Source organism: Pectobacterium atrosepticum (assembly GCA_019056595.1).
GTDB lineage: Bacteria > Pseudomonadota > Gammaproteobacteria > Enterobacterales > Enterobacteriaceae > Pectobacterium > Pectobacterium atrosepticum.
Map to the genome: position 1 here is coordinate 429,478 of CP036163.1, position 21,739 is coordinate 451,216.

Consider the following 21,739-nt stretch of genomic DNA (forward strand, 5'->3'; position numbering starts at 1 on the left):
CGTGGTCATTCGCTCCACTCAGACTGGCTTCACGCCAGCAGACAGCAGGGCGTTTTCAAATTTATCCAGGAAGATTTCCAATTCAGCATTGCTGATCAGCAGGGAAGGCAGCAGACGCAGAACGCAACCATTACGGCCACCGCGCTCCAGAATCAGGCCTGATTCAAAACATTTTTTCTGTAACAGCGCAGACAGATCGCCGTCGGCTGGATAGCAACCCATGTGATCCTGCGCTTCGCCAGGCTTAACCATCTCAATCCCGATCATTAACCCCAAACCGCGAATGTGGCCGATTACCGGATAACGTTTTTGCAGCTCAGCCAGTTTGGCCTTCAGCCATTCACCTTGCTCAGCGACTTTATCTGCCACCTGATTGTCTTTGAGGTGCATCAGCGTCGTCAGGCCCGTTGCCATTGCCAGTTGGTTACCGCGGAAGGTGCCGGTATGGTGACCCGGTGCCCAGGCATCGAACTGCTTCTTGATACCCAGTACGGCTAATGGCAAGCCGCCACCGACCGCTTTGGACATCACGATGATATCTGGCTCAATGCCTGCGTGTTCAAAGGCGAAGAATTTACCAGTACGTGCGAAACCGGCCTGAACTTCGTCGATGATCAGCAGAATACCGTGTTCCTGCGTCACTTTACGGATGCGCTGCAACCACTCGGCCGGTGCTGGGTTCACGCCGCCTTCACCCTGAACAGCTTCCAGAATGACCGCTGCCGGTTTGCGTACGCCACTCTCAACGTCGTTGAGCAGGTTTTCAAAATAGTAGGTTAATGCTTTAACGCCAGCGTCACCGCCAATGCCCAGCGGGCAGCGGTACTGATGCGGATAAGGCATAAACTGGACTTCAGGCATCATGCCGTCGACGGCTTCTTTCGGTGACAGATTACCGGTTACCGACAGCGCACCGTGTGTCATGCCGTGGTAGCCACCCGAGAAGCTGATCACACCAGAACGGCCAGTGTATTTTTTTGCCAGTTTCAGCGCGGCTTCAACTGCATCGGCACCAGAAGGGCCGGTAAACTGGAGGCAGTACTCTTTGCCCTGACCAGGCAATAAGGAAAGCAGATATTCGGAGAACTGATCTTTCAACGGCGTTGTCAGATCAAGGGTATGTAACGGCAAGCCGCTAGTAATGACACGTTGGATGCTTTGCAGCACGTCAGGATGGTTATGTCCAAGCGCCAGCGTACCCGCACCAGCCAGACAATCAAGATATTGATTATTCTCAACATCAGTGATCCACACACCTTCAGCTTTCGCAATGGCCAGAGGCAATTTGCGTGGATAACTCCTCACGTTCGATTCAAATTCAGCTTGTCTTGCCAAATAGGTTTCATTGTTTCCGTTTAATGAATTCGCACCTAAACTGTCAATACGGACTTTATCCGTCATCATATCTCTCCTACAACCGTGTGCACGCTGGCAATCACAGTTGAATAAATGAATTAAATACGTAACTACTATAAGAAAAACGCGGCCAATATAGGGTTTTTCAGCCACCGACTCAATGATTTATTTCGTTTCGAAAACTTTATTTTTTCACATAAAAATCAATGTGTTGAGTAATTAATTGCTGATCATGATGCCATGACCATCTTACATGCTTATTAAATAAGCAAAAAAAAACCTCCCGCCGCAGGGTTTTTGAGCCAAAAAGGTGGTAATGAACGGAGTAAACAGCACTTTTAGCTAGAGAAAACGGAATGGAAACCGCAGGCTAGGGGGAATGTGATGCTGCTTTATGCGTTGCGATCAGTCTATATAAAGACTAAATTAAGACTGAAATGGTGGAGGGGAAGGAATTATGAAGATCGAAACGATTAGCTATATCAAAAAAAACGCAGCCACGCTTGACCTCGCTGAGCCAATTTTGGTGACTCAGAATGGCGTCCCAGCCTACGTTATTGAATCCTATGATCAACAGCAGGAACGCGAAAATGCCATTGCACTGCTTAAACTTCTGACGCTGTCTGAAAAAGACAAATCTGAAGGGAAAGTGTTCAGCAGGGAACAATTACTGGATGGGTTGGAATTCTGAGCTGACAATATCATCAGGAAGGGAAGCTAAATGAAAGAACCGAGAGTGGAAATAGAATATACCTCGACGGTCAAAATCTGTATCAGTGATATTGTCAGCCATCTTCGCCGTGTTGATGTAGAACCCGGCCCGGTGATCAATGAAATTCTGGATCAATTTGAGAGTAAAATCCGACAATTTCCCTTGAGCTGTCAGATCAGTCCTGAACTGTTGAAAATTGGGTGCGGGAAATACAGGGAATATAATACTTCGGGAGGATATAGAGTTCTCTATTCAATCGAAAATAATCGAGTTACTGTCCATGCTCTTCTTGCTCACCGACAAGATATCAAGCAATTGTTATTTAAGCGCTTGATTCAGACGTGATTGGGCACAAGGGGACAGTACAGAGATTTTGGATGCCGCTGCAACCCGTTAAATTGGATTCCAGCGGTTTCTGAGATAATTGACCGCTTCCTGAGTTTGTGGCTGATTGAGATAGTTTTCTCTGAACAAAATCGTGCCGTCAATGTGCGGAGTAGACTCGTTCAAATCGAGCTGCTTCTTCAGTTCTGGCACGCCACCACTGATCATCCAGTCTGGTTCATTCTTTGACGGTTCACCCACTTTATACAGTGCAACGCCAATATAGAGGCGCGTGCTTGTGGGCTTCACCACATCCGCCCACCATTTTGCCAATACATCGTAGCGAGCCGCATCGCGCGCAAAGGGCCAGTAAAGCTGCGGGGCGATGTAATCCAGTAGCCCTTGCTGAACCCACAGGCGGGTATCGGCATAGGCTTCATCATAGGCAGCCGCGCCTCGTGTGTCGGAACCTGCTGCATCGTGCGACCGGTTGCGCCATACGCCAGCAGGGCTGACACCGAATTCAACCTCAGGTTTCAACTGCTTGATGGTGCGCGAAACCTGCTCAATCAGCTGTTGTGTATTGTGTCGCCGCCAGTCAGCTTTTGAGCCAAATCCCTGACCATACTTTTTAAAGGTCTCTCCATCGTTAAGAACGGAGCCGGGTGATTCAGCATAGAAGTAGTCATCGAACTGCACCCCATCAATAGCGTAACGCGCAACGACTTCGGCCACGATACTGGTGATCCAGTTTCGTGCTTCCGGAATTCCTGGGTCGAGCACAAAGCGATCGCCAGCCGTGCGAATCCAGTCACGATGCAACACAAATACGCTGGCCGGATTCTGCGACAGCGTGCGGTTTAGCTCCGCAACGGTTCCTGACTTGGTGTTGACGGATACGCGATAGGGATTAAACCAGGCATGGACTTTCATGCCGCGTTTGTGCGCTTCATCCAGCATGAACTGGAGCGGATCGTAACCAGGATCCTCACCAATATGGCCTGTCATCATATCTGACCAAGGCAATATTTTAGAGGGCCAGAGTGCGGTGCCATCAGGCTTAATCTGGAAAAATACGGTATTGATACCGAGACTTTTCAATTTATCCAGCTTGCCTTTCAACGCTTCCTGCTGCTGAGTAATGCGGATGGCAGGGCTGTTGGTATTGACTGATGTCACCGGCGGCCAGTCGAGGCGGGAAACGGTCGCCAGCCAGACACCGCGCACCGGTTCCTGATGCTGCTGAGATGTGGCCGGATGTGGCTGTTTAACAGGAGGAAGCGGAGTGACAAGTGAACTCGGCGGTTTGGAGGCGCAACTGGCGAGTAGAAGCGCAGCGGCAATAAGTACGACTGGCTTTTTCACGTTAGTTAGCTCTTATTTTTGCGACTATTAGCCCATGGGTCAGTGGCACTATCATCTGGTGTTACGGGAGCGGCATCATCCAGAGAATCAAGATACAGTGCTTCAACTTCGGCGCGAGCCCACGGCGTCCGACGCAGAAATTTTAAACTGGATTTCACGCTTGGATCGCTTTTAAAGCAATTGATGTTGATCAGTTTACCCAGCTCAACCCAGCCAAAACGGTCAACCAGCGCATTGACTTGCATTTCAAGCGTTACGCCATGTAAAGGGTCTTTAGAAATATGAGCTGTCATGTAGTAAAAGTCCGGTAGTTTCAGATGTTATGTGCAGAATTGGGCTTGTAGCAAGGGAAGGGTACAAGAAAGCAGGGCGTGCGGCAATGTTGTGCGGCCATGCCGATATGACAATATTGGCACGAATACACAGGATTACATCAGCAAAGTGCTAGTATGAGCGTCCTAAGCCATCATCAAGGAAAGATAATGAGAGCCAGTATTCGGACGAAGATAGTGAGAGTATGTGAAGCCAAGATTGCAGCTAAAGGAGATAATGTTGGCGTATCATTTTATGCTTTTTTTGCCAACAAGAACGATGATCCGGAATTACTCATGGAAGTAGCCGAATGGTGGATCATGGAGATGAAGCTGGATCACTTTGAAAAAGCCAGAAAAATCATATCTCTTGTATGACTTAATCAAGCTCATATTCCAAAACTGACCTTAATTGCTGGCTCACCGCAGTTTTTAGTGAGGTATGAGCCAATACTTTTTCAGATATTTCCCCACCATATCGTAGGGTGGAATGAGTAAGTAGAGTCTGACATATAAAATTCGGACTCTACTTTCAATAGTTTACCGAGGAAAGTTAATCATTAAACGCTATACATAAACATCTATAGCATTATCTTCCGTTGGACTATTGACGCCTTCAGCAACTTTGGGAGTGGGATTATCTTTCGATACCTCCTCAACGCCTACGATATTTTTATCCGCAGCCTTCTGAGTTTGCTGTTGCTGAATTTGTGCGAGCTGTGCTTGCAGCATTTGAATTTGTGCCTGAATAATATCCTGCATCGCTTTTTTTTCTTTAGCATCAAGAGTCGTGTCGGAGCCTAACTCTTTTAGCTTTTGCGTCAATTGAGAGATCTGTTTGGTTATCGCAGCAATTTGTGAACCGTTGCCTCCTGAGCTCGCTTTCGAGCTGCTTGACACGCTGCTGCTATCCATAGTTATTGTTGCCATAATTCCTCCGTTAGATGGTACTTATTAAGTATCGACCGCGTTTTTCTTCACTTTAATTATTCTGGCGATCAGCCGTTTTTTGATTCACTCCTCTAGATTACCGATTTCTGATTAATATAATAAGAATACTGCTATAGACAGTGAGCTATAGCAGTCAGGCTAGCGGTTATATAGACCACTTAGCTTTGCGCTGCAGCGATACGCTTTCCAACTTCTGCGGAAAGGTCTATTACGACGCTTGCAGGGCGCATCATTACGACTAAATCAGTGATTTTACCAGCATCATTAAATTCAATAAGATCGACACCGGTGAGAAGTTCGTCACCCATATTGGCGTTGAACTCTAAAACATAACCTGATTTGCTGGAAAAGTGTCTAGCATACTGAAAGTTTTCAAGTACGCTAAAGACGGCTGGCAGAATAACCATCAGTGGTCCCTTGCCGTGGTATGGGTCGAACGTTGATGGGTTACTGAAAACAACATCTTCAGCAAGTAAATCAGGCAGCCGTTCCCAATCTGCTTCAGCGATGATGCGATGCCACTCCTGAAGCCCAGACTGAACCGCTGCATTAGGTGAAGTTTGTTGGATATTGTGCTGGGCATTCTGTTCTACTTTACTCATATCTGTTTCCTTCCACTTATTATTATAGGCACGACTTCTTTTTTAAATCATAGAGTCGTGCTAGTGCTGACATTTACCATTTTAATAAATGGCAGGTTTTCAGTTTCTATAGCGTGCTGCTGCACGGCTGTTGCTAAAACCCTGGGCCAGAAGCATTCTTGCATGCTCAAATGAATTCCATTCCTCAATGTCAGGAACAGGAGGGATCGTGACCAGTTCTTGGCGGTCAAAACCTATAAGTGCGGCGTTGACTAACTGGTCTACACGTTCCTCAATATTGGACGGTTGACGAAATGGATGTTAGTATCGTTTAGATAGTCAGTCAATACAAAAAAGATAGTAACAAAGAAAAGCGGCATTCTTGGGCATCTCAGGCTTTGAAAGTGGTGAAGCGTCAAGTCTGTTCAAGTCTAAGATGTACTGAATATTTAACGTCTTATAAGCAGTTAAGAGCGTTGCTGCGGCGATTTTGATAAAATTGTAAGAAAGGATTCATACTCATCGTGCTAGCAATGCGGTGGGTATACCCCCTGGTTTATTAAAAAAACTGCCTGCGATTACAGTATTGCGTGAAGGTTGTGAAGGGAAAAATGGGGAAATAGTTGATGCTTCATACATGTGATTTATTACACTCAGGGTTGACTGATTACCTCTGCTGACCATTTAGGAAGTGACGACAAGGTGTTGTAGATACTCGCGTTTTCCTCAGTCAACAAGTCAACTTTGAAAATGTGTTTTAAAATCAATTAAGTTCCAACCTAATTTTAGTGAATATTATGAAAAATAAAGATTTCTCAACCGGATCTTGTCCTATTGCAAGAAGCCTCGTTTTTTTAGGGGACGCATGGACAGTGCTGATACTCAGGGATGCTCATGCTGGAATGACCCGTTTTGATCAATTCCGTAAAAGTCTGGGGATTGTGCCGACGATGTTAACCAAGCGGCTGGCCTCACTGACTCAGGAAAATCTTCTGCAAAAGAGGCTGTATTCAGAACATCCGCCACGCGAGGAATACGTTCTGACAGAGTCGGGACGGGACTTTTTACCTGTGCTGTTTATGTATGAAGCATGGGGACGAAAATACCGCGGTGAAGGTGAACTCATGCAGATCCTTGATGATGAAACCGGACTTGAAGTGCGGCCCGTAGCGATAGACCGTATTACCGGTGCTGAAATCGGTACCAGACCGTTCCACATCGTGCAGCCTAAAGACTAGCGGAAATATAACTCAAGATGGAGGAAGTAATGGCATTGTCAGAACCTGAACAAAATACGTGGATAAATCGCCCTGAATATTCAGAAGTTAGCGAAGACAGAATAGTTATAGTGAGTGATGCTAACACTGACTTTTGGGAAAATACTTACTATGACTTCAGCCATTACACCGGACATGTGTACGGGAAAGAAACTGAGAGTGATTTCACTTTTCAGGTCAGAATCAAAGCGGACTTCAGAGCCCTGTACGATCAAGCGGGGATTTTCATTGGAGGAACTGAGACAACGTGGATTAAGGCCGGAATAGAATTTAATGATGGACAGCCATCTATCGGATGCGTTGTCACTAACAATAATTCTGACTGGTCGACAGGACTTTTTCCGGGAAATCCAGGCGACTTTTGGATGCGGGTAACATCTAAAAGCGATGTTATACGCATCCAATATTCTATTGACGGAAAAAATTGGCCCTTGCTGAGATTATGTACATGGCCCGGGACACGAAAAAGATTCATTGGCGTGATGTGCTGCTCTCCTAAAAGAAAGGGATTAAGCGCCGAGTTTACCGAAATATTATTGACTACTCCGCTCGATAGCGATCTTCACGACCTTTCATAGGTAACAAGCAATACAGGTGTTCATAAGTCCACTGTTGAAACCTTCTTAAAAGGTAATGGAGTTTATTATGTACGGTCATATACGAAATAAAGGTGTCAATATTGCTTATGAGAGTTTTGGCGACGAATCGGCAGAAATTATCATCCTTGTCGCTGGACTTGGATCTCAGATGATCAGTTGGTCCGATGCATTTTGTCAAAACGTTGTAAGCAGAGGCTATCGCGTTATTCGTTTCGATCATCGCGATGTAGGGTGCTCCTCACATTTCTACGACTCTCCTGTTCCAAATATGGGAGAGGTTAATAAAGCCATATCAGCAAACCGTCAACCGGACGTTCCTTACACGTTAGATGATATGGCGGGGGATTTAATCGGTATGATGGATGCCCTTTCAATTACAGCGGCGCATTTTGTGGGCCGGTCAATGGGAGGGATGATCGCCCAGATTATTGCCGCTCATCATCCTGAAAGGGTGCTATCGCTCTCAATAATTATGTCAAGTTCCGGAAACCCTTCGTTGCCGCAGACAACGTCGGACGTCATGGCTCTGATGACGCAGCCAGCTCCCAATCCTTTCCTTAATGAACCCGAATATCTTAATCACCGCCTGCGGCTGGCTGAGCGGTTAGCGGGTAAGATCTATCCCTTTGATACTGAGAGGTACCGCAGTCAATTCAAGGAGGAACTCAGACGTTGTTTCAACCCAGAAGGATTTACAAGACAAATGGCGGCTCTTGTTGCTTCTGGCGACAGGCGGAAACTACTCGCTACGATAGCGGCTCCGACACTGGTGGTCCACGGTACTGATGACCCTCTGTTCGTTCCTTCACATGGTGAAGACGTTGCCATAAATATCCCAGAGGCTGAATTTATGCTTATTGACGGCATGGGGCATGATATTCCGAATCAGCTAAATGCACTCGTTACTGACGCTATAGTACGGATCGCACAACGCCGTCATCAGAATTCCGCGTTACGTACTTCTTAAGATTGTGATTAATCAAGAGGGATTATCAATGCGCAGAAAGAATATTAACGATTATCAGGCTTTTATCGCGGTCGCGCGTGAACAGAGTTTCACCAAAGCAGCAGCACAGTTGGGTGTCTCACAATCTGCGTTAAGCTACACAATCAGAACTCTGGAGGCACATCTGGGTATTCGCCTCCTGACACGTTCAACCCGCAGTGTCTCGGTTACCGAAGCTGGCGAACGTCTCCTCAGTCGCATCGGGCCACATTTCGATCAAATTGAAGATGAAATCGCTGCACTCAGCGGGATGCGTGAAAAACCGGCAGGCACGGTACGCATCACCTCGGTTGAGCATGCAGCTGAAACCCTCCTCTGGCCTAAACTCGCGCCCATGCTCCTGAAATATCCTGATATCAATATTGAGATTATTAGTGAGTACGGGCTTAAAGATATCGTTGCGGAACGTTATGACGCAGGTGTGAGACTCGGGGAGCAGGTTGATAAGGACATGATCTCCCTGCCGCTTGCGGAAAACTTTAGTTTTGCTGTGGTGGGTTCTCCCTCTTACCTTAAAAGGAAGGCGGTTCCTGTGATCCCCAGTGATCTTAGCCACCATAGTTGCATCAAATTACGACTTCCAACTCTGGGAAGCATTTATACGTGGGAGTTTTATAAGGAGGGTAATGAGATTAAAGTTCGCGTTGATGGGCAGGGGACATTTGCCACAATAAGTATGATGCGTCAGGCTGCTCTTGATAGTCTGGGTCTCGCATACCTGCCAAAAGACACGGTAGATGCCGAGCTAAAAAATGGCAAACTGGTTCAGGTTCTTGCTGACTGGTGCCCTCCACGGCCTGCTTATCATCTTTACTATCCCAGCCGGAAGCAGCATTCGCGGGCCTTTATGCTGGTACTCGATGCTCTCCGATATCCCAGCGTATAACTTCCCCACATAAATACCCCGTCTACATGAATCTTATCGATTCGATTTTATTAAGAAAATACCTTTCTAAGCTCATGCACTATTAAGCATCTAATCTCTGAATATCATTGGAAGTATGATGATTTCTGAAATGACAAATGAACTATTCGCCGCTGTCATCGAATGAATGAAGGAGTCTTGCAATGAGCAATAAAACAGGTGGGCTCAGCCGCCGAAATTTCATCCTGAAAAGCTCGGTTGTCTCAGCTGGCTTTTTGATGGCAGGTAAGGCATCAGCAGTACTTCCCCCGACGCCGAGTGTTTCCGGAACGACAACCCATATTGACGGTGTCACCGTCCAGAGTGTCATGTTCAGGAATCACGAGATTATGATGTCGGGTAACATCTATCTTCCCAAAGGTTTCAGCGAAGATCAAAAGTATGCTGCAATCGTCGTGGTACACCCCGGCGGAGGCGTAAAAGAGCAGACGGCGGGTCTGTACGCACTCAAGTTGGCGGAAGCTGGCTTTGTTACGCTTGCCTTTGATGCGTCACATCAGGGGGCCAGTGGCGGTTTGCCTCGTTTTCTTGATGACCCTATGAAACGTGTCGGTGATTTCTACAGTGCTGTCGATTACCTGACTACGCTGCCTTATGTTGATACCGCACGCATCGGCGCACTGGGAGTTTGTGCGGGTAGTGGTATTACCGTGAAAGCCGCCATGACCGAACGACGTATTAAAGTGCTGGCAACAGTCAGTGCGGTAGATGTGGGTGCAGCAACCCGGAAGGGCTGGGAGGGTAATACGAATGAGTCTGAACTTATTCAGACTCTGGACGCTGTCGCTAAGCAGCGCTCGGCAGAAGCCGCGGGGGGAGCCCCCGTCTATGTCAACTATGTACCTAAAATCGGGGACACTACTGCACCTCGTGATCTTCAGGAAGCCGCTGATTACTATTTGACAGCCCGCGGTAGATACCCGACATCAACCAATCAGATGTTAATGACCAGTATCAGCACTCTGGCGTCCTTTACTGGATTTGAAGGCGCGGATATTTACATCACACAACCCCTCCTGATGATAGCCGGTAGCAAAGCAGGGTCACTCTGGCATAGCCAGCAACTGCATACCAGTGCTGCCTCAGAGCAAAAAGAACTCTATATCATCCCGGGTGCGACGCACATGGATCTCTACGATGGCAAGGGTGCAACTACCGCGGCTAAAAAGCTGGCCCCGTTCTTCAAGAAAAATCTCGTATAAGGAAAATCATCGATGAAACACGCTGCACTTTTTGAAAAACTCTCACTGGGTCAGGGTATTACTTTACGTAACCGTATTGTCATGGCACCGATGACGACCTGGTCTGGTAACGACGACGGCACGGTGTCTGAAGATGAAGAGGCTTATTACCGTTTACGTGTGAAGGATATTGGTCTGGTCATTACCGGTTGCACGCATGTACAGGAAAATGGCATTGGATTTACCGGTGAGTTTGCTGCTTATGATGACAAATTTATTCCCAGCTTAAAGCGGCTTGCTGCAGCAGCAAAAAGCGGTGGGGCACCGGCGATTCTGCAAGTTTTCCACGCAGGTGTCAAAACCCGACCCGATCTCGTCTCTGACATTGTGGCTGCGAGCGCCGTTCCCGGGGATGCCGGTCCGTCGGCTCCCTCCGTCACTCCTCGTGAACTTCAAAATGAGGAAGTTCTCATGGTCGTTCAGGCCTTTGGTGAAGCAACTCGGCGTGCTATTGAAGCTGGTTTTGATGGTGTTGAACTCCATGGCGCACATGGCTTTTTACTGCAGAATTTCTTCTCACCACATTTTAATCAACGCACCGATTGCTGGGGTGGTTCTCCTGATAACCGTATGCGCTTTCCACTCGCCGTTGCCAGTGAAGTGCGTAAAACTATTTCCGAACATGCCACTGGTCCTTTTCTGCTCGGTTATCGGATCACTCTTGATGAATCACATGAAGATGGCTTACGAATAAAAGACTCTCTTCAGCTCATTGATAACTTGATAGATGTTGGTATCAACTATCTTCATGTTTCATTAGGTAATGCGCTGGAAGCTCGGCCAGTCGACGGGCCGAACGGTCCTAAAATCATTGAAATCGTTCGAGACCATCTCGACGGCCGCATACCGTTCATCGCTGCGGGTCAGATCAGGACACCAGAGCAAGCCGACGACGCCCTTGCGGCGGGCCTTTCTCTTGCCGCAATCGGGCAGGGACTAGTTATGAATCCTGACTGGGTTCGGATTGCGAGTGGTGAATCTTCAGATCCGATCGCTCTCGACGTGGCAGCTTGCGACGTCGAGTCACTTGCTATCCCTCGAAAACTGTGGGGCATTATCGAAGACACTACGGGGTGGTTTAACGTTCGGTAAACTCAGGCTTTCAGGGACATCTTTCACATCCATGAAGAAACACATTTACCTGACCTATAATCCCTTAAAATACTGGTTCTGACGGGCATTGAGTGGGCGCCGGAAATGTGTTTTCGACAAATTTCTCGTTTATTCCATTTCTAAATATTTATCTGGGCAGACACGCTGCCCGGATATTGTAGCCGGTGAACGCAACGCTAGATGATCTACAAGATATTGTAAGGGATACAGCAGAAGCTGGCTGGTCCAAGTATCCATCAACACCCATAGCCGATGTCGGTGGTTGATATTGAGCTGGGTGAGCATGAACATGCGCACCTTTTCTGGGATCGTATCCGTCCTCAACAGTCGTGATGATCAGACCAAATTTATCTCCTAATAATTATGGTTATGAAGAAAATGTACTCTGTACCTAACGCAAGAAACGGGAGGGAAGTCAGAAATTACTAACGTATTGATTTATCGCAACGTGGATGTGGCTTATGAACTTATTTACCATCACAGGTTATTAACTTATGTTGAGTGAGAATCCAATTCATAAACAACAGATGCCATATCTCTTTGCTTTGAATGAGTATTTTTAATAGAAAGAAGAGTTAACTTTCAAATAACTTCACGAACTAACAGAGAATCCGCTTCTTATGAGCATTTTCTGGCCGCTTACTTTTCTTCCGTTCATGAACCGTTTCCCACCATAATCGCATAGTCAGGCCTATCAAGCTTTAGGGTTTATCTGATTGTCTTCTTGAGCTATTCATGAATTTTGTTAACATTCAGATACATCAATACTTAATCGGAACTGATATCTCTGAGGGCGGTAGCGTTGTCAAGGCTGGTTGGTTTTTCCAGCGGAGGATAAGTTCAATCCGTAGTAGCAAGTTTGGTCTGATTTTACCCACCAATAGTGGACACGCCACTAAGTGAGTAAACTCTCAATCAGAGGTGACTCATGACAAAACCATCATCAACCACTAAGAAGCTCCGTAAACAGCACACACCTGAATTTCGCAACGAGGCTCTCAAGCTTGCAGAGCATATCGGTGTTGCCGCCGCTGCACGATAACTCAGCCTGTATGAATCACAGCTTTATGCCTGGCGCAGCAAGCCCACAGACTGATCCGCAAGGATAATGGACAGCGAGTATATGATAGCCGGATTTTAAATGATAAATATAACGATGCACTAAATAACTTTGCAAAATAATAGATCACTTGGAGGGAACTCAGTCCGAATTGAGCGATCTGATCAATCGCCAAACATCACAAATCACCAACCGGACTGAGCGATGCCGATCATAGCAGTAATCCCTGATGAAGAACGACAACTGATGCGTAAAGAAATCCAGCAGACACGCGATAAAAATTACGCCAGACGACTCATTGCCATGCTGATGTTGCATCGCGGGATGACCGTCACCGACGTTGCCAGACTGCTCTGCGCTGCCCGCTCATCCGTCGGTCGATGGATTAATTGGTTTACTTTACATGGTATTGAAGGACTACAAAGTCTCAGGTCCGGACGTGCTCCCCGGTGGCCTGTCGCTGATATTCTTCAGGTTCTTCCACTGCTGGTACAACGCTCTCCGCAGGATTTCGGCTGGCTGCGTTCCCGATGGAGCACTGAGTTATGTATTACTACGCCGGGACATAACCAAAAACATTATCTGGCAGGTGCACTGCATTCGGACACGAGGCGAGTCCATTATGTCGGCGGTAACAGCAAGTGCTCTGATTTATTTATCAATCTGTTAGAGGCATTACGGCGCACATACCGGCGAGCAAAAACGCTCACGATAGTGGTAGATAACTACATTATCCATAAAAGCCACAAGGTGGAGCGCTGGCTGGAGAAAAACAAGAAGTTCAGGTTGTTGTTCCTGCCAACGTATTCGCCGTGGCTGAATCCAATAGAATTGCTGTGGCTGTCGTTGCACGAAACCATAACGCGTAACCATCAGTGCCGATATATGTGGCAATTGCTGGGTCGGGTAAATCAATTTATGAATGCGGCCTCACCGTTCCCCGGCAATCATCATGGTCTGGCTAAAGTGGAGCGATAATATGCAAAGTTATTTAGACCTCGCATTACATATATCGCGAAGACATGAAAAACCAGCAATAAAGTTTTCGAGGGAAAGTGATTTAAAAAATAGCAGTCAACTACTATTCATCAAGAATAAGGATTTAATTTTGCAAAACTACTCTGAAATGAAAGGATATAAAAAGTTAGAATTTAGAGTTATTCCAACCTTGGTTGATTCTTTAAGTTCATTTTTTTGCGCAAGAATAAAATACACCTCCTCGCCGATGAATTATTTAAAGGACAAATACGACCTTGATGTTAGCTTATTTCCAAATAGAGGTGTTTATATTATTGATGATGAAAAAACCGTTATATTAGGAAAGTTTATAGAAAACAAAACAGTTAAGTATGTTTTTTCGATAGAGATAATGGGTGTTAATTTATCATATGTGCCTAGTTTTTTAAATTCATTGGAAGCCGTGATTGCTCGTAAACTAAGTAATAACACTTGCCTTCAGTTAGCCGAAGACTACTTTTTTTTTGGTGATCAGTTATTAGAGAAATCCATTGTACACTTTCTAGGTAAAGGGCATTATAACCAGAGTGCGTTGCAAGTGTTAATGCAATCATTCCACAAAATATCCTCCTTTCAATATGAAGGTAACTCTTTCACAACCGGTTTACTTTTAACGAAATCTTATGTCGACTTTATAAAGAATAAAAGTCTAAAAGAAAGAGGGGGGTTTTTATCTGAACTACATTCAAAGTTAGTAATTATAGGTAGCACTACAGTAAATAAGCGGCTATGGTTTTTAGTTGATGGAGAGTCGACTTTTTTCCTTGCAACGATGCGTCGAGGTAAAACCCAAATACAAAATTATTTCACTCTGGAGTCTAGCGACATTAGAAACAATGGCTTTGTGGATAATTACAACTTAGTCAAAACGATGAAGGGTAATGATATTCTCTTCAGAGTTACTGGTTGTGCTGAGTTTTCGATTACGACTCCTAAAGGAATCGATTTTAATTATAAGGAGGGGAAATGGATTTTCCGTAATTTAGAATGGTACATTTTCATGCTTTGTTCGCTATTGAAAGCAGAACGCAATGTAATGGAAAGCTTACTGAATTATCTCTTTCTACTATCTAATAGAAGAACTAGCAGCATTATTTGGATGCCGGAGAATGAAGAGGAAATCGCAAGTGTCACTAATAACATCAACGTATTTACAAAGGATGAAATTACAATAACAAATATAAATCACAAAGCAATTATAACAAGGATTTTTTCAAGTGATGGGACTGCTATTTTATCAAAAAAAGGCAGCCTTATTTCATTCTCTACAATGATTAGTCATGATAATAATACTACTGGGCCGCTAAGCGGCACAGGTGAAAAAGTTGCAGAGTATTTATCAAAAAATGGAGTCGCAATTAAGGTATCACAGGATGGTAGCATAAAATTATTTCACCAAGGGAAAATTAAAATTATTCTATAACTCAATCATGTTTTAATTTTTTAATAGAATTGAATAGCGCATACTTTTTTTAGAGAGTATCCTTGCTGATTGCCAAATTAAAATTGGAGTCGAGATGGTTAATTTCGCGGAAGAAAAAGATGAAGGGAAAATATTACGCATACTTTCTCTGGATGGAGGTGGCGCAAAAGGTTTCTATACTCTCGGCGTACTGAAAGAGATAGAGTCGTCGATAGAAACTCCGTTACATCAGAAATTCGATTTGGTTTTTGGTACTAGTACTGGAGCTATAATTGCATCACTAATTTCTTTAGGTTACAATATTGACTCTATTTTAGAACTTTATCGAAAATACGTCCCCGCGATAATGTCAAAAAAGAGAGCTCATGACAGATCTGTTGCATTAGAGGCGTTAGCATACGAGGTTTTCGGTGATGCGATGTTTGAGGATGTAAAAACAGGCATAGGAGTTGTGGCTGCTAAGTGGTCAACTGAACGTCCTATGATTTTCAAAGGAAATATAATGCAGGCCCATGGACGGAGAAAATCGTTCATTCCGGGATTTGGTGTTAGTATCGCCGATGCAGTCAAAGCTTCTTGTTCCGCTTACCCATTTTTTGAACGTACTATCGTTCGGACCTCCTTAGGAGAGGAGATAGAACTTATTGATGGTGGTTACTGTGCTAATAACCCTACTTTATATGCTATCGCAGATGCAATTAAGGCTTATAATATTGAGCGGGATAGTATTCGCGTGGTTAATATTGGTGTTGGTAATTACCCAGAACCCAAGCCTAAATTGCTTATGCGTTTAGCTAGAAAGTACTTGGTTAGTATACAATTATTGCAAAAAACATTAGAGATAAATACGCAGTCTATGGATCAACTGCGTCAAATAATGTTTGATGATGTGCCAACTATCCGAATTAGTGACTCATATGTTGCGCCTGAAATGGCAACCGACCTACTCGAGCATGATATCAAAAAACTTGATGTCCTCTTTCAACGAGGGAGAGAGTCATTTTCTTCTCATGAGAAAGAGCTTTTAGAATACTTGATGTAAACAGCGCTGACTGACCGGAATATAACAGGGAACGACCTCATGAACCCCTGAATAACCCGATACCGGAAGAGTACCGACTGATGGCTGAAAAAACCGGAAACACAGTAGTTCTATTTTGCTTACCCATACCGAGCAAACTAACTGATAAATAACAATAAATTTCGTTTTCCGCTTCAACCATCTCAACGTATTTTTGCTTTTGTGGATGATGTAATTATCAACGATCAGTGTGATTGTTTTGGCACAGTGATATGCGCTTCTCAACTTGCGTAACATTTTGATAAATAGTTCTGAGCTCTTACTTGTTCCGCTAGCGTAATCCACTCTTCCCGTTCCTGCATGGAGGGACCCGACAAGAAGCGTTTTTCCGACGAACAGATCATCAGTATCCTCCGCGAAGCTGAAGCCGGGGTTTCTGCCCGTGAGCTCTGCCGCAAACACGCCATTTCCGATGCCACCTTTTATACCTGGCGTAAGAAGTATGGCGGTATGGAGGTGCCCGAGGTTAAGCGCCTGAAGTCGCTTGAGGAAGAGAACGCAAGACTCAAGAAGCTGCTTGCCGAAGCCATGCTGGATAAGGAGGCACTTCAGGTGGCTCAGCGTCCGGCGGCTGATGCGCATTTATCAGGGCGCATCACTGAGCTGGCACTGGAGCGCAGGCGTTTTGGTTACCGCCGCATCTGGCAGTTACTGCGCCGTGAAGGCCTTCATGTTAATCACAAGCGCGTGTACCGCCTTTATCATCTGAGAGGGCTGGGCGTAAAACGCAGACGACGTCGTAAAGGGCTGGCAACAGAACGTCTGCCGCGGCTCGGAAGTTCAGCCCGGTCAGCTACCGTGAACATGGGTTGCCAGTATCAGAGAACCTATTGAAGCAGGATTTTTACGCCAGCGGCCCGAATCAAAAATGGGCCGGCGATATCACGTATTTACGCACGGATGAAGGGTGGCTTTATCTTGCCGTTGTTCTCGATAAATAATTACGAAACTGAATTTCGCCGATAGGGAAGGGGTTAATAGGGTTCGCTCGGGAACGTGAACTCGGCCTGATAACCTCGTAAAAAACCCTTACCATCTCAGGTGTTAAGCTACGGAATTGTTTGTGAGATTTTTTTATTTTACCAATTTGAAACTCATCCCGGAGCATCGATACGCGATTTGTCAATCGAGAGGAAAGACGAGACAATTCCTTAGGAGATTCATCCATATATCGTGGTGAAATATAAGTGTTAATCATATATGTGATAAAGCGAATAACCGAATGCACATGCTTTGCATTCGTGCAACTTTGAGTAGTCGGTTTTTGGTGGTTTGTGATCCTGAGTATAGGAACACCTGGTTTTCCGCATTCCAAATAATGGAAAAAAGCTTCCAGCTCTTCAATAGCAATCAGAGGATTATGTCCCGACTGGTAAAAACTGAAGCAAAAAGTTACTCCATATTTATTAAACCAAAACTCATAGAAAAACTTTAGCGCCTGGAGGGTAGTTGCTTGAGTGGACGCAGAACGTAAAGACAGGCGGTCGACAAGAAATCTAAGTGGAAACAAAAGTGGCAGGTTTGTTTCTGAATCGACCAACACCCACAGTCGCTTATGCGGCACAACATTGAGCTGAGTGACTACAAACACCATAAATTCCTCATCAAGTGCATGGATATGAAGAAAGTAACTCTTAACATAACTGCTGCAATGAAAAGGTGAGCGACGTTTTAACTACATGATTTCCAGTGGTGAGGATTGATTCGTGAAGTAATTGTGCATTAAACAAGATTTAACATAATATACATTATGCGAACCTATAGATGAAAAGGCAGGAACTGACCGTTCTACTGAGTAAATTCCCACGCATCCGCAAAACACTTTTTCCGGCATCAACAATCATTCAACCGTGTTAACGGTAACCACTAATTATTTAATACGGAAAGACACGCGGTGCGATTTATCTGGGACTCAGAGTGTTTTCCTCTACAATGTGTTTTCCAGTTCGCTTATTAGGTCCATTCCCATGCCCAGACTGACTCAGAAAGACATGACAGAAAGTGAACAACGTCAACTCAAGACGTTACTCGATCAAGCGAGAAAAAAACAGGATCGTCCACTGACCAACTCTGAGAGTAATCATATTAAAGATGATTACATCGATAAACTGATGAAGGAACGTGAAGCCGTGGCAAAGCAAGCGCGGGTCGAGAAGAAGAAAAATAAATTCAAGCCTGATTCCTCTACAACTTATGAGTGGTCTGCTAATACGAATTTACGAGGACGCCGCTAGCATCCCGGCTCGGATGATTGAAAAAGATGCCTAACGGCCGCTGCTCGCACGCTCTGACTTAATGCTTCCAGCGGCACAGAGCGGATATTCCACCGGTGCCAGTACAGGCGGATATCTATCGGGTTCCCGATTTGCAACTGCACCAGCTCGCCTTTTTCTTTATGAGGTGATGCCATATGTTCAGGGATCATCCCCCACCCTAACCCTCTGAAAATGGCGCCGACAAAGGCTGCGGTTGAAGGGACAAATTGCTGAGGCGGTTCAATCACTTCAGGAACCAGCGATTCAATGAATAAGGACTGTAGCCTGTCTTTATTGTTAAATATCAGGAGCGGCGCTTTTTGCAAACTGTCTGCATTAATGCCGTCAGCAAAGTACGTATCGTGAAAAATCTGTGAACAATAGGCGCGATAGCGCATCGTTCCCAAATATTCTACGCCGCATCCTTGAATCGGCTCCGGGCTGGCACTGACAGCGGCCATTACCCGACCTTCACGCAACAAGGTCGCTGAATGCTCCTGATCCTCAACGAGGATGTCGAGCAAAATACCGGATTGGTGACAGACATCCTCCATCGCATCCAGAAACCATCCATCTATAGAGTCCGCATTTACAGCCACTGAGATACTTTGTCTAGCTGGCATTTCAAGCGTGCTGAAGAGCTCACTCTCCAACATATCTATCTGTTCTGCGTGTCGAAGTAGCGCTTGTCCCGTTGGCGTTGCACGACAGGGATTGCCTCTTACGATCAGTACCTGACCAAGCTGATCTTCCAACTGCTTGATACGCTGGCTGATGGCAGACGGCGTGACGTGAAGCTTACGGGCCGCAACCTCAAAACTGCCGCTACGGACGATCTCCATGAACGCTTTCAGGCAAGGGTAATTCAGGTGCATGGTTATTTTTTCTTAACAAGATCAGAATGATTTAATTTGCCTTAATTAAGGGAACGATACAACTTTCACAGCGTTGCGAATGCTATACGCGAATCGGGGAAAATTTGTGGGTATGGGAGGAAGAATCACAGAAGTGCTGAATATAGTAACCCAGCGACCATGAGGTCGCCGGGTTACTGTGTTTCTTTTTATCTCAATAACGCATGAGGTAAAGCGTGCTGCTGTTCCAGACGGAAATGCTCTATCGTTTGCGCCAACAGCATGGACTGATCTTCCAGCGAACTGGCGGCGGCAGACATCTGCTGTACCAGTGCGGAGTTTTGCTGCGTTACGCCATCCATTTCATTGACGGCAATCGTTACCTGACTGATGCCTTTCGCTTGCTCATCCGATGCGGTGACAATTTCACCGATAATACTTTGTACCGAGTTGACGGCATGCGTCATATCCTGCATGGTTTTACCCGCGTCGTTCACCAGCTTAACGCCACTTTCAACGCGCTGGCTGGATTCCTCAATCAGAGCGGCAATCTCTTTCACAGCGCTAGCGCTGCGCTGTGCCAGACTGCGAACTTCAGATGCCACGACGGCGAATCCTCTTCCCTGCTCACCCGCTCGCGCCGCCTCCACCGCTGCGTTCAGCGCCAGAATGTTGGTCTGGAAAGCGATGCTGTTAATCATGGCGGTAATGTCGCCAATCTTCTTCGCACTATCATCAATCTGCGACATAGTCTGAACCACCTGACTGACCAGCGATTCACCGCGCAGAGCTATCTTCGTGGCATTTTCTGTCAGCGTTGTGGCTTGATGGGCATTGTTGGCATTGTGTTTCACCGTGGCGGTAATCTCTTCCATGCTCGCCGCCGTTTGCTCCAGCGCGGCAGCCTGCTGCTCCGTACGCGAAGCGAGGTTGAGGTTACCGCTGGCAATTTCCGCAGCGCCTTGTCGCACGGAATCACTGGCGTCTTTGATCTGTCCCACCACCTGACGCAGCTGTGATTGCATCGTATTCAGCGCGAAGAACAGGCTGCTGCGATCGTTGGCTTTCACGTCAATCACATTACTCAATCGTCCTTCCGCAACAGACAGTGCAATGGTTGCGGCTTCAAGTGGCTCGCCGCCAATCGGTTTAAGCACTTTGCGGCTGAATACCCAGCCCAGCAGCGCGCTCACCAACAGAATGCTGATCACCATCATGATGACGGCATTAATCAACTGGCGCTCAGACGCGGCCATCACTTGACTCACGGGCACAACAATCCCGAGATACCATTTCTCTGTGCTGTTGCCAATGGTGACGGGCTGCCAAGTAACCAGCGCTTGCTCGCCCAGAATCGCATCGTCGTGCTGTACCACAGAAGAGGTGAAATTGTCCGTCGGTCCTTGCCAAGCTTTGCTCGTCTGAGATTTGTCAGGATAAGAGATGACTTTACCCGCGCTGGATAACAACATCGCGTAGCCACCGCCTTCCCAGGGTTTAATCTGGTTAATTTTTTGCTGCAATGACGCAAGAGAAATGTCTGAAGTGACGACACCCCACAGTTTCCCCTGACTAACAATCGGTGCGGCGACTGATGTCAGCAGCGTCGGAACGCCGTTGTAAGCATAGGTGTAGGGTTCGATTAGCGTATCTTTCTGGCTCTTTTGCGGCAGCAGATAGTAATCGCCTTGGCCGGGAGTCAGGTAGGAAAGCAGAGGATGCATGGCGTAATTACCTGCCTGATCGCGGTCAACAAACCAGGCATAGCGACCTTTCGGCGCCTGACCCGGTTGATCGGCAAACTCGGCATCACGTCCGTCAAACACGTTCTCTTCAAAAATGACTGAAATCGAAAGGTATTCCGGGTTATCCCGCAGAGCATATTCCATCATTTTATCGACCACTGCGCGGTCTTTAATGCCTGCGGATGGCAAAGCAGCCAGCCCTTGCCCGAGGTTATGCGCTACATCACGTGCGTAGTTGAGTTCCTGCTGAATTCTCAGGGCTTCGCTTTGAGCTATTTGCTGTAAATAGCGTTCGGCCAAAGACTTTTGTTCACTACTAGACTGCCAGCTGAGCACGCCGATGGTGACAGCAAAACCGAGTGCGATGGTGAATGCGCCAGTTAGCAATACCTGGGCGCGGGTGCTCATTGTCTTTTTTTGTATTAATTGTTTGGCCATTATGGCTCTCCTGGTGTTGATTCTGATCGTAATCAACATTCCCTTGCAATGAGTTCCCTGCTATTTGTCTATCGGCGTTTTTTTTTTGAACTTTAGCGGCGCAGG

General features: G+C 46.1%; 23 protein-coding genes and 3 pseudogenes. 16 read left to right on the top strand and 10 right to left on the bottom strand.

Annotation, left to right across the window (positions count from 1 at the left end; all coding sequences use genetic code 11):
• Positions 1–18: 18 nt before the first annotated feature.
• On the bottom strand, positions 19–1,401 hold the full coding sequence (locus DCX48_02580) for a diaminobutyrate--2-oxoglutarate transaminase (GenBank protein QXE17129.1): 1,383 nt from the start codon (positions 1,399–1,401) through the stop codon (positions 19–21).
• Positions 1,402–1,813: 412 nt separating this feature from the next.
• Between DCX48_02580 and DCX48_02585 the strand changes: the two genes are divergently transcribed.
• Both DCX48_02585 and DCX48_02590 read left to right on the top strand, forming a co-directional pair.
• Positions 1,814–2,047: a type II toxin-antitoxin system Phd/YefM family antitoxin gene (locus DCX48_02585; protein ID QXE13494.1), complete on the top strand. Its 234-nt coding sequence runs from the start codon at positions 1,814–1,816 to the stop codon at positions 2,045–2,047.
• Positions 2,048–2,077: 30 nt separating this feature from the next.
• Positions 2,078–2,413 carry a type II toxin-antitoxin system RelE/ParE family toxin gene (locus DCX48_02590; GenBank protein ID QXE13495.1) on the top strand — a complete coding sequence of 112 codons (336 nt, stop codon included), beginning with the start codon at positions 2,078–2,080 and terminating at the stop codon, positions 2,411–2,413.
• Between the two features lie 48 nt (positions 2,414–2,461).
• Here the strand turns inward: DCX48_02590 and DCX48_02595 are convergent, their stop codons facing one another.
• Together DCX48_02595 and DCX48_02600 are read right to left on the bottom strand one after the other, a co-directional pair.
• Positions 2,462–3,757 (bottom strand): glycoside hydrolase family 10 protein, encoded by a 1,296-nt coding sequence (locus DCX48_02595; GenBank protein QXE13496.1) that lies wholly within the window; start codon positions 3,755–3,757, stop codon positions 2,462–2,464.
• Positions 3,758–3,762: 5 nt separating this feature from the next.
• The gene (locus DCX48_02600; GenBank protein QXE13497.1) at positions 3,763–4,050 is read right to left on the bottom strand and encodes a DUF2132 domain-containing protein; all 288 of its coding nucleotides are present in this window, start codon (positions 4,048–4,050) and stop codon (positions 3,763–3,765) included.
• A gap of 189 nt (positions 4,051–4,239) precedes the next feature.
• Here DCX48_02600 and DCX48_02605 point away from each other — a divergent pair, with 189 nt between their 5' ends.
• Positions 4,240–4,446: a hypothetical protein gene (locus tag DCX48_02605; protein ID QXE13498.1), complete on the top strand. Its 207-nt coding sequence runs from the start codon at positions 4,240–4,242 to the stop codon at positions 4,444–4,446.
• 189 nt (positions 4,447–4,635) lie between these two features.
• On the opposite strand, the gene DCX48_02610 is transcribed toward DCX48_02605, so the two are convergent.
• The 3 genes and pseudogenes from DCX48_02610 to DCX48_02620 all read right to left on the bottom strand — a co-directional run bounded on the left by DCX48_02610 (position 4,636) and on the right by DCX48_02620 (position 5,885).
• The gene (locus DCX48_02610; protein ID QXE13499.1) at positions 4,636–4,998 is read right to left on the bottom strand and encodes a hypothetical protein; all 363 of its coding nucleotides are present in this window, start codon (positions 4,996–4,998) and stop codon (positions 4,636–4,638) included.
• Positions 4,999–5,177: 179 nt separating this feature from the next.
• Positions 5,178–5,621 carry a nuclear transport factor 2 family protein gene (locus tag DCX48_02615; protein ID QXE13500.1) on the bottom strand — a complete coding sequence of 148 codons (444 nt, stop codon included), beginning with the start codon at positions 5,619–5,621 and terminating at the stop codon, positions 5,178–5,180.
• 99 nt (positions 5,622–5,720) lie between these two features.
• Positions 5,721–5,885, bottom strand: a pseudogene (locus DCX48_02620) (SDR family oxidoreductase).
• Positions 5,886–6,397: 512 nt separating this feature from the next.
• Between DCX48_02620 and DCX48_02625 the strand changes: the two are divergent.
• The 6 genes from DCX48_02625 to DCX48_02650 all read left to right on the top strand — a co-directional run bounded on the left by DCX48_02625 (position 6,398) and on the right by DCX48_02650 (position 11,740).
• Entirely contained in the window at positions 6,398–6,838 is a 441-nt protein-coding gene (locus DCX48_02625) for a transcriptional regulator (GenBank protein ID QXE13501.1), read from the top strand.
• Between the two features lie 17 nt (positions 6,839–6,855).
• Positions 6,856–7,455: a DUF1349 domain-containing protein gene (locus DCX48_02630; GenBank protein ID QXE13502.1), complete on the top strand. Its 600-nt coding sequence runs from the start codon at positions 6,856–6,858 to the stop codon at positions 7,453–7,455.
• A gap of 67 nt (positions 7,456–7,522) precedes the next feature.
• Positions 7,523–8,443: an alpha/beta hydrolase gene (locus DCX48_02635; GenBank protein QXE13503.1), complete on the top strand. Its 921-nt coding sequence runs from the start codon at positions 7,523–7,525 to the stop codon at positions 8,441–8,443.
• Positions 8,444–8,471: 28 nt separating this feature from the next.
• Positions 8,472–9,368: a LysR family transcriptional regulator gene (locus DCX48_02640; protein ID QXE13504.1), complete on the top strand. Its 897-nt coding sequence runs from the start codon at positions 8,472–8,474 to the stop codon at positions 9,366–9,368.
• A 347-nt stretch (positions 9,369–9,715) separates the two neighbouring features.
• On the top strand, positions 9,716–10,609 hold the full coding sequence (locus DCX48_02645; protein ID QXE17130.1) for an alpha/beta hydrolase: 894 nt from the start codon (positions 9,716–9,718) through the stop codon (positions 10,607–10,609).
• A gap of 12 nt (positions 10,610–10,621) precedes the next feature.
• A complete protein-coding gene (locus DCX48_02650) occupies positions 10,622–11,740 on the top strand; it encodes an NADH-dependent flavin oxidoreductase (GenBank protein QXE13505.1) in 1,119 nt (372 codons plus the stop codon).
• 129 nt (positions 11,741–11,869) lie between these two features.
• Here DCX48_02650 and DCX48_02655 read toward each other — a convergent pair whose 3' ends face one another.
• On the bottom strand, positions 11,870–12,052 hold the full coding sequence (locus DCX48_02655) for a hypothetical protein (protein QXE13506.1): 183 nt from the start codon (positions 12,050–12,052) through the stop codon (positions 11,870–11,872).
• Positions 12,053–12,804: 752 nt separating this feature from the next.
• Positions 12,805–12,996 (bottom strand): hypothetical protein, encoded by a 192-nt coding sequence (locus DCX48_02660; protein QXE13507.1) that lies wholly within the window; start codon positions 12,994–12,996, stop codon positions 12,805–12,807.
• A gap of 29 nt (positions 12,997–13,025) precedes the next feature.
• On the opposite strand from DCX48_02660, the gene DCX48_02665 reads away from it, so the two are divergent.
• From DCX48_02665 to DCX48_02695, 7 genes and pseudogenes are all read left to right on the top strand, one after another.
• The gene (locus DCX48_02665; GenBank protein ID QXE13508.1) at positions 13,026–13,799 is read left to right on the top strand and encodes an IS630 family transposase; all 774 of its coding nucleotides are present in this window, start codon (positions 13,026–13,028) and stop codon (positions 13,797–13,799) included.
• A 1-nt stretch (position 13,800) separates the two neighbouring features.
• Positions 13,801–15,261 (top strand): hypothetical protein, encoded by a 1,461-nt coding sequence (locus DCX48_02670; GenBank protein ID QXE13509.1) that lies wholly within the window; start codon positions 13,801–13,803, stop codon positions 15,259–15,261.
• 94 nt (positions 15,262–15,355) lie between these two features.
• Positions 15,356–16,303 (top strand): patatin, encoded by a 948-nt coding sequence (locus DCX48_02675; GenBank protein QXE13510.1) that lies wholly within the window; start codon positions 15,356–15,358, stop codon positions 16,301–16,303.
• A 339-nt stretch (positions 16,304–16,642) separates the two neighbouring features.
• Positions 16,643–17,110, top strand: a pseudogene (locus DCX48_02680) (IS3 family transposase).
• Positions 17,110–17,277 (top strand): annotated as a pseudogene (locus DCX48_02685) (IS3 family transposase). Before DCX48_02680 ends, DCX48_02685 begins: the two co-directional pseudogenes overlap by 1 nt.
• Before the next feature lie 293 nt (positions 17,278–17,570).
• On the top strand, positions 17,571–17,777 hold the full coding sequence (locus tag DCX48_02690; protein ID QXE13511.1) for a hypothetical protein: 207 nt from the start codon (positions 17,571–17,573) through the stop codon (positions 17,775–17,777).
• A 532-nt stretch (positions 17,778–18,309) separates the two neighbouring features.
• A complete protein-coding gene (locus DCX48_02695) occupies positions 18,310–18,576 on the top strand; it encodes a DUF3811 domain-containing protein (protein ID QXE13512.1) in 267 nt (88 codons plus the stop codon).
• On the opposite strand, the gene DCX48_02700 is transcribed toward DCX48_02695, so the two are convergent.
• Together DCX48_02700 and DCX48_02705 are read right to left on the bottom strand one after the other, a co-directional pair.
• Positions 18,573–19,472, bottom strand: coding sequence for an ArgP/LysG family DNA-binding transcriptional regulator (locus DCX48_02700; GenBank protein QXE13513.1), 900 nt, complete (start codon positions 19,470–19,472; stop codon positions 18,573–18,575). The genes DCX48_02695 and DCX48_02700 overlap by 4 nt on opposite strands.
• 188 nt (positions 19,473–19,660) lie before the next feature.
• The gene (locus DCX48_02705) at positions 19,661–21,634 is read right to left on the bottom strand and encodes a methyl-accepting chemotaxis protein (GenBank protein QXE13514.1); all 1,974 of its coding nucleotides are present in this window, start codon (positions 21,632–21,634) and stop codon (positions 19,661–19,663) included.
• Positions 21,635–21,739: the final 105 nt, after the last annotated feature.

Coding starts and splice junctions, on each gene's coding strand:
- DCX48_02580 (QXE17129.1), bottom strand. CDS start 1,401: ATGACGGATAAAGTCCGTATTGACAGTTTAGGTGCGAATTCATTAAAC.
- DCX48_02585 (QXE13494.1), top strand. CDS start 1,814: ATGAAGATCGAAACGATTAGCTATATCAAAAAAAACGCAGCCACGCTT.
- DCX48_02590 (QXE13495.1), top strand. CDS start 2,078: ATGAAAGAACCGAGAGTGGAAATAGAATATACCTCGACGGTCAAAATC.
- DCX48_02600 (QXE13497.1), bottom strand. CDS start 4,050: ATGACAGCTCATATTTCTAAAGACCCTTTACATGGCGTAACGCTTGAA.
- DCX48_02605 (QXE13498.1), top strand. CDS start 4,240: ATGAGAGCCAGTATTCGGACGAAGATAGTGAGAGTATGTGAAGCCAAG.
- DCX48_02610 (QXE13499.1), bottom strand. CDS start 4,998: ATGGCAACAATAACTATGGATAGCAGCAGCGTGTCAAGCAGCTCGAAA.
- DCX48_02615 (QXE13500.1), bottom strand. CDS start 5,621: ATGAGTAAAGTAGAACAGAATGCCCAGCACAATATCCAACAAACTTCA.
- DCX48_02625 (QXE13501.1), top strand. CDS start 6,398: ATGAAAAATAAAGATTTCTCAACCGGATCTTGTCCTATTGCAAGAAGC.
- DCX48_02630 (QXE13502.1), top strand. CDS start 6,856: ATGGAGGAAGTAATGGCATTGTCAGAACCTGAACAAAATACGTGGATA.
- DCX48_02635 (QXE13503.1), top strand. CDS start 7,523: ATGTACGGTCATATACGAAATAAAGGTGTCAATATTGCTTATGAGAGT.
- DCX48_02640 (QXE13504.1), top strand. CDS start 8,472: ATGCGCAGAAAGAATATTAACGATTATCAGGCTTTTATCGCGGTCGCG.
- DCX48_02645 (QXE17130.1), top strand. CDS start 9,716: ATGTTCAGGAATCACGAGATTATGATGTCGGGTAACATCTATCTTCCC.
- DCX48_02650 (QXE13505.1), top strand. CDS start 10,622: ATGAAACACGCTGCACTTTTTGAAAAACTCTCACTGGGTCAGGGTATT.
- DCX48_02655 (QXE13506.1), bottom strand. CDS start 12,052: ATGTTCATGCTCACCCAGCTCAATATCAACCACCGACATCGGCTATGG.
- DCX48_02665 (QXE13508.1), top strand. CDS start 13,026: ATGCCGATCATAGCAGTAATCCCTGATGAAGAACGACAACTGATGCGT.
- DCX48_02670 (QXE13509.1), top strand. CDS start 13,801: ATGCAAAGTTATTTAGACCTCGCATTACATATATCGCGAAGACATGAA.
- DCX48_02675 (QXE13510.1), top strand. CDS start 15,356: ATGGTTAATTTCGCGGAAGAAAAAGATGAAGGGAAAATATTACGCATA.
- DCX48_02690 (QXE13511.1), top strand. CDS start 17,571: ATGCTTTGCATTCGTGCAACTTTGAGTAGTCGGTTTTTGGTGGTTTGT.
- DCX48_02695 (QXE13512.1), top strand. CDS start 18,310: ATGCCCAGACTGACTCAGAAAGACATGACAGAAAGTGAACAACGTCAA.
- DCX48_02700 (QXE13513.1), bottom strand. CDS start 19,472: ATGCACCTGAATTACCCTTGCCTGAAAGCGTTCATGGAGATCGTCCGT.
- DCX48_02705 (QXE13514.1), bottom strand. CDS start 21,634: ATGGCCAAACAATTAATACAAAAAAAGACAATGAGCACCCGCGCCCAG.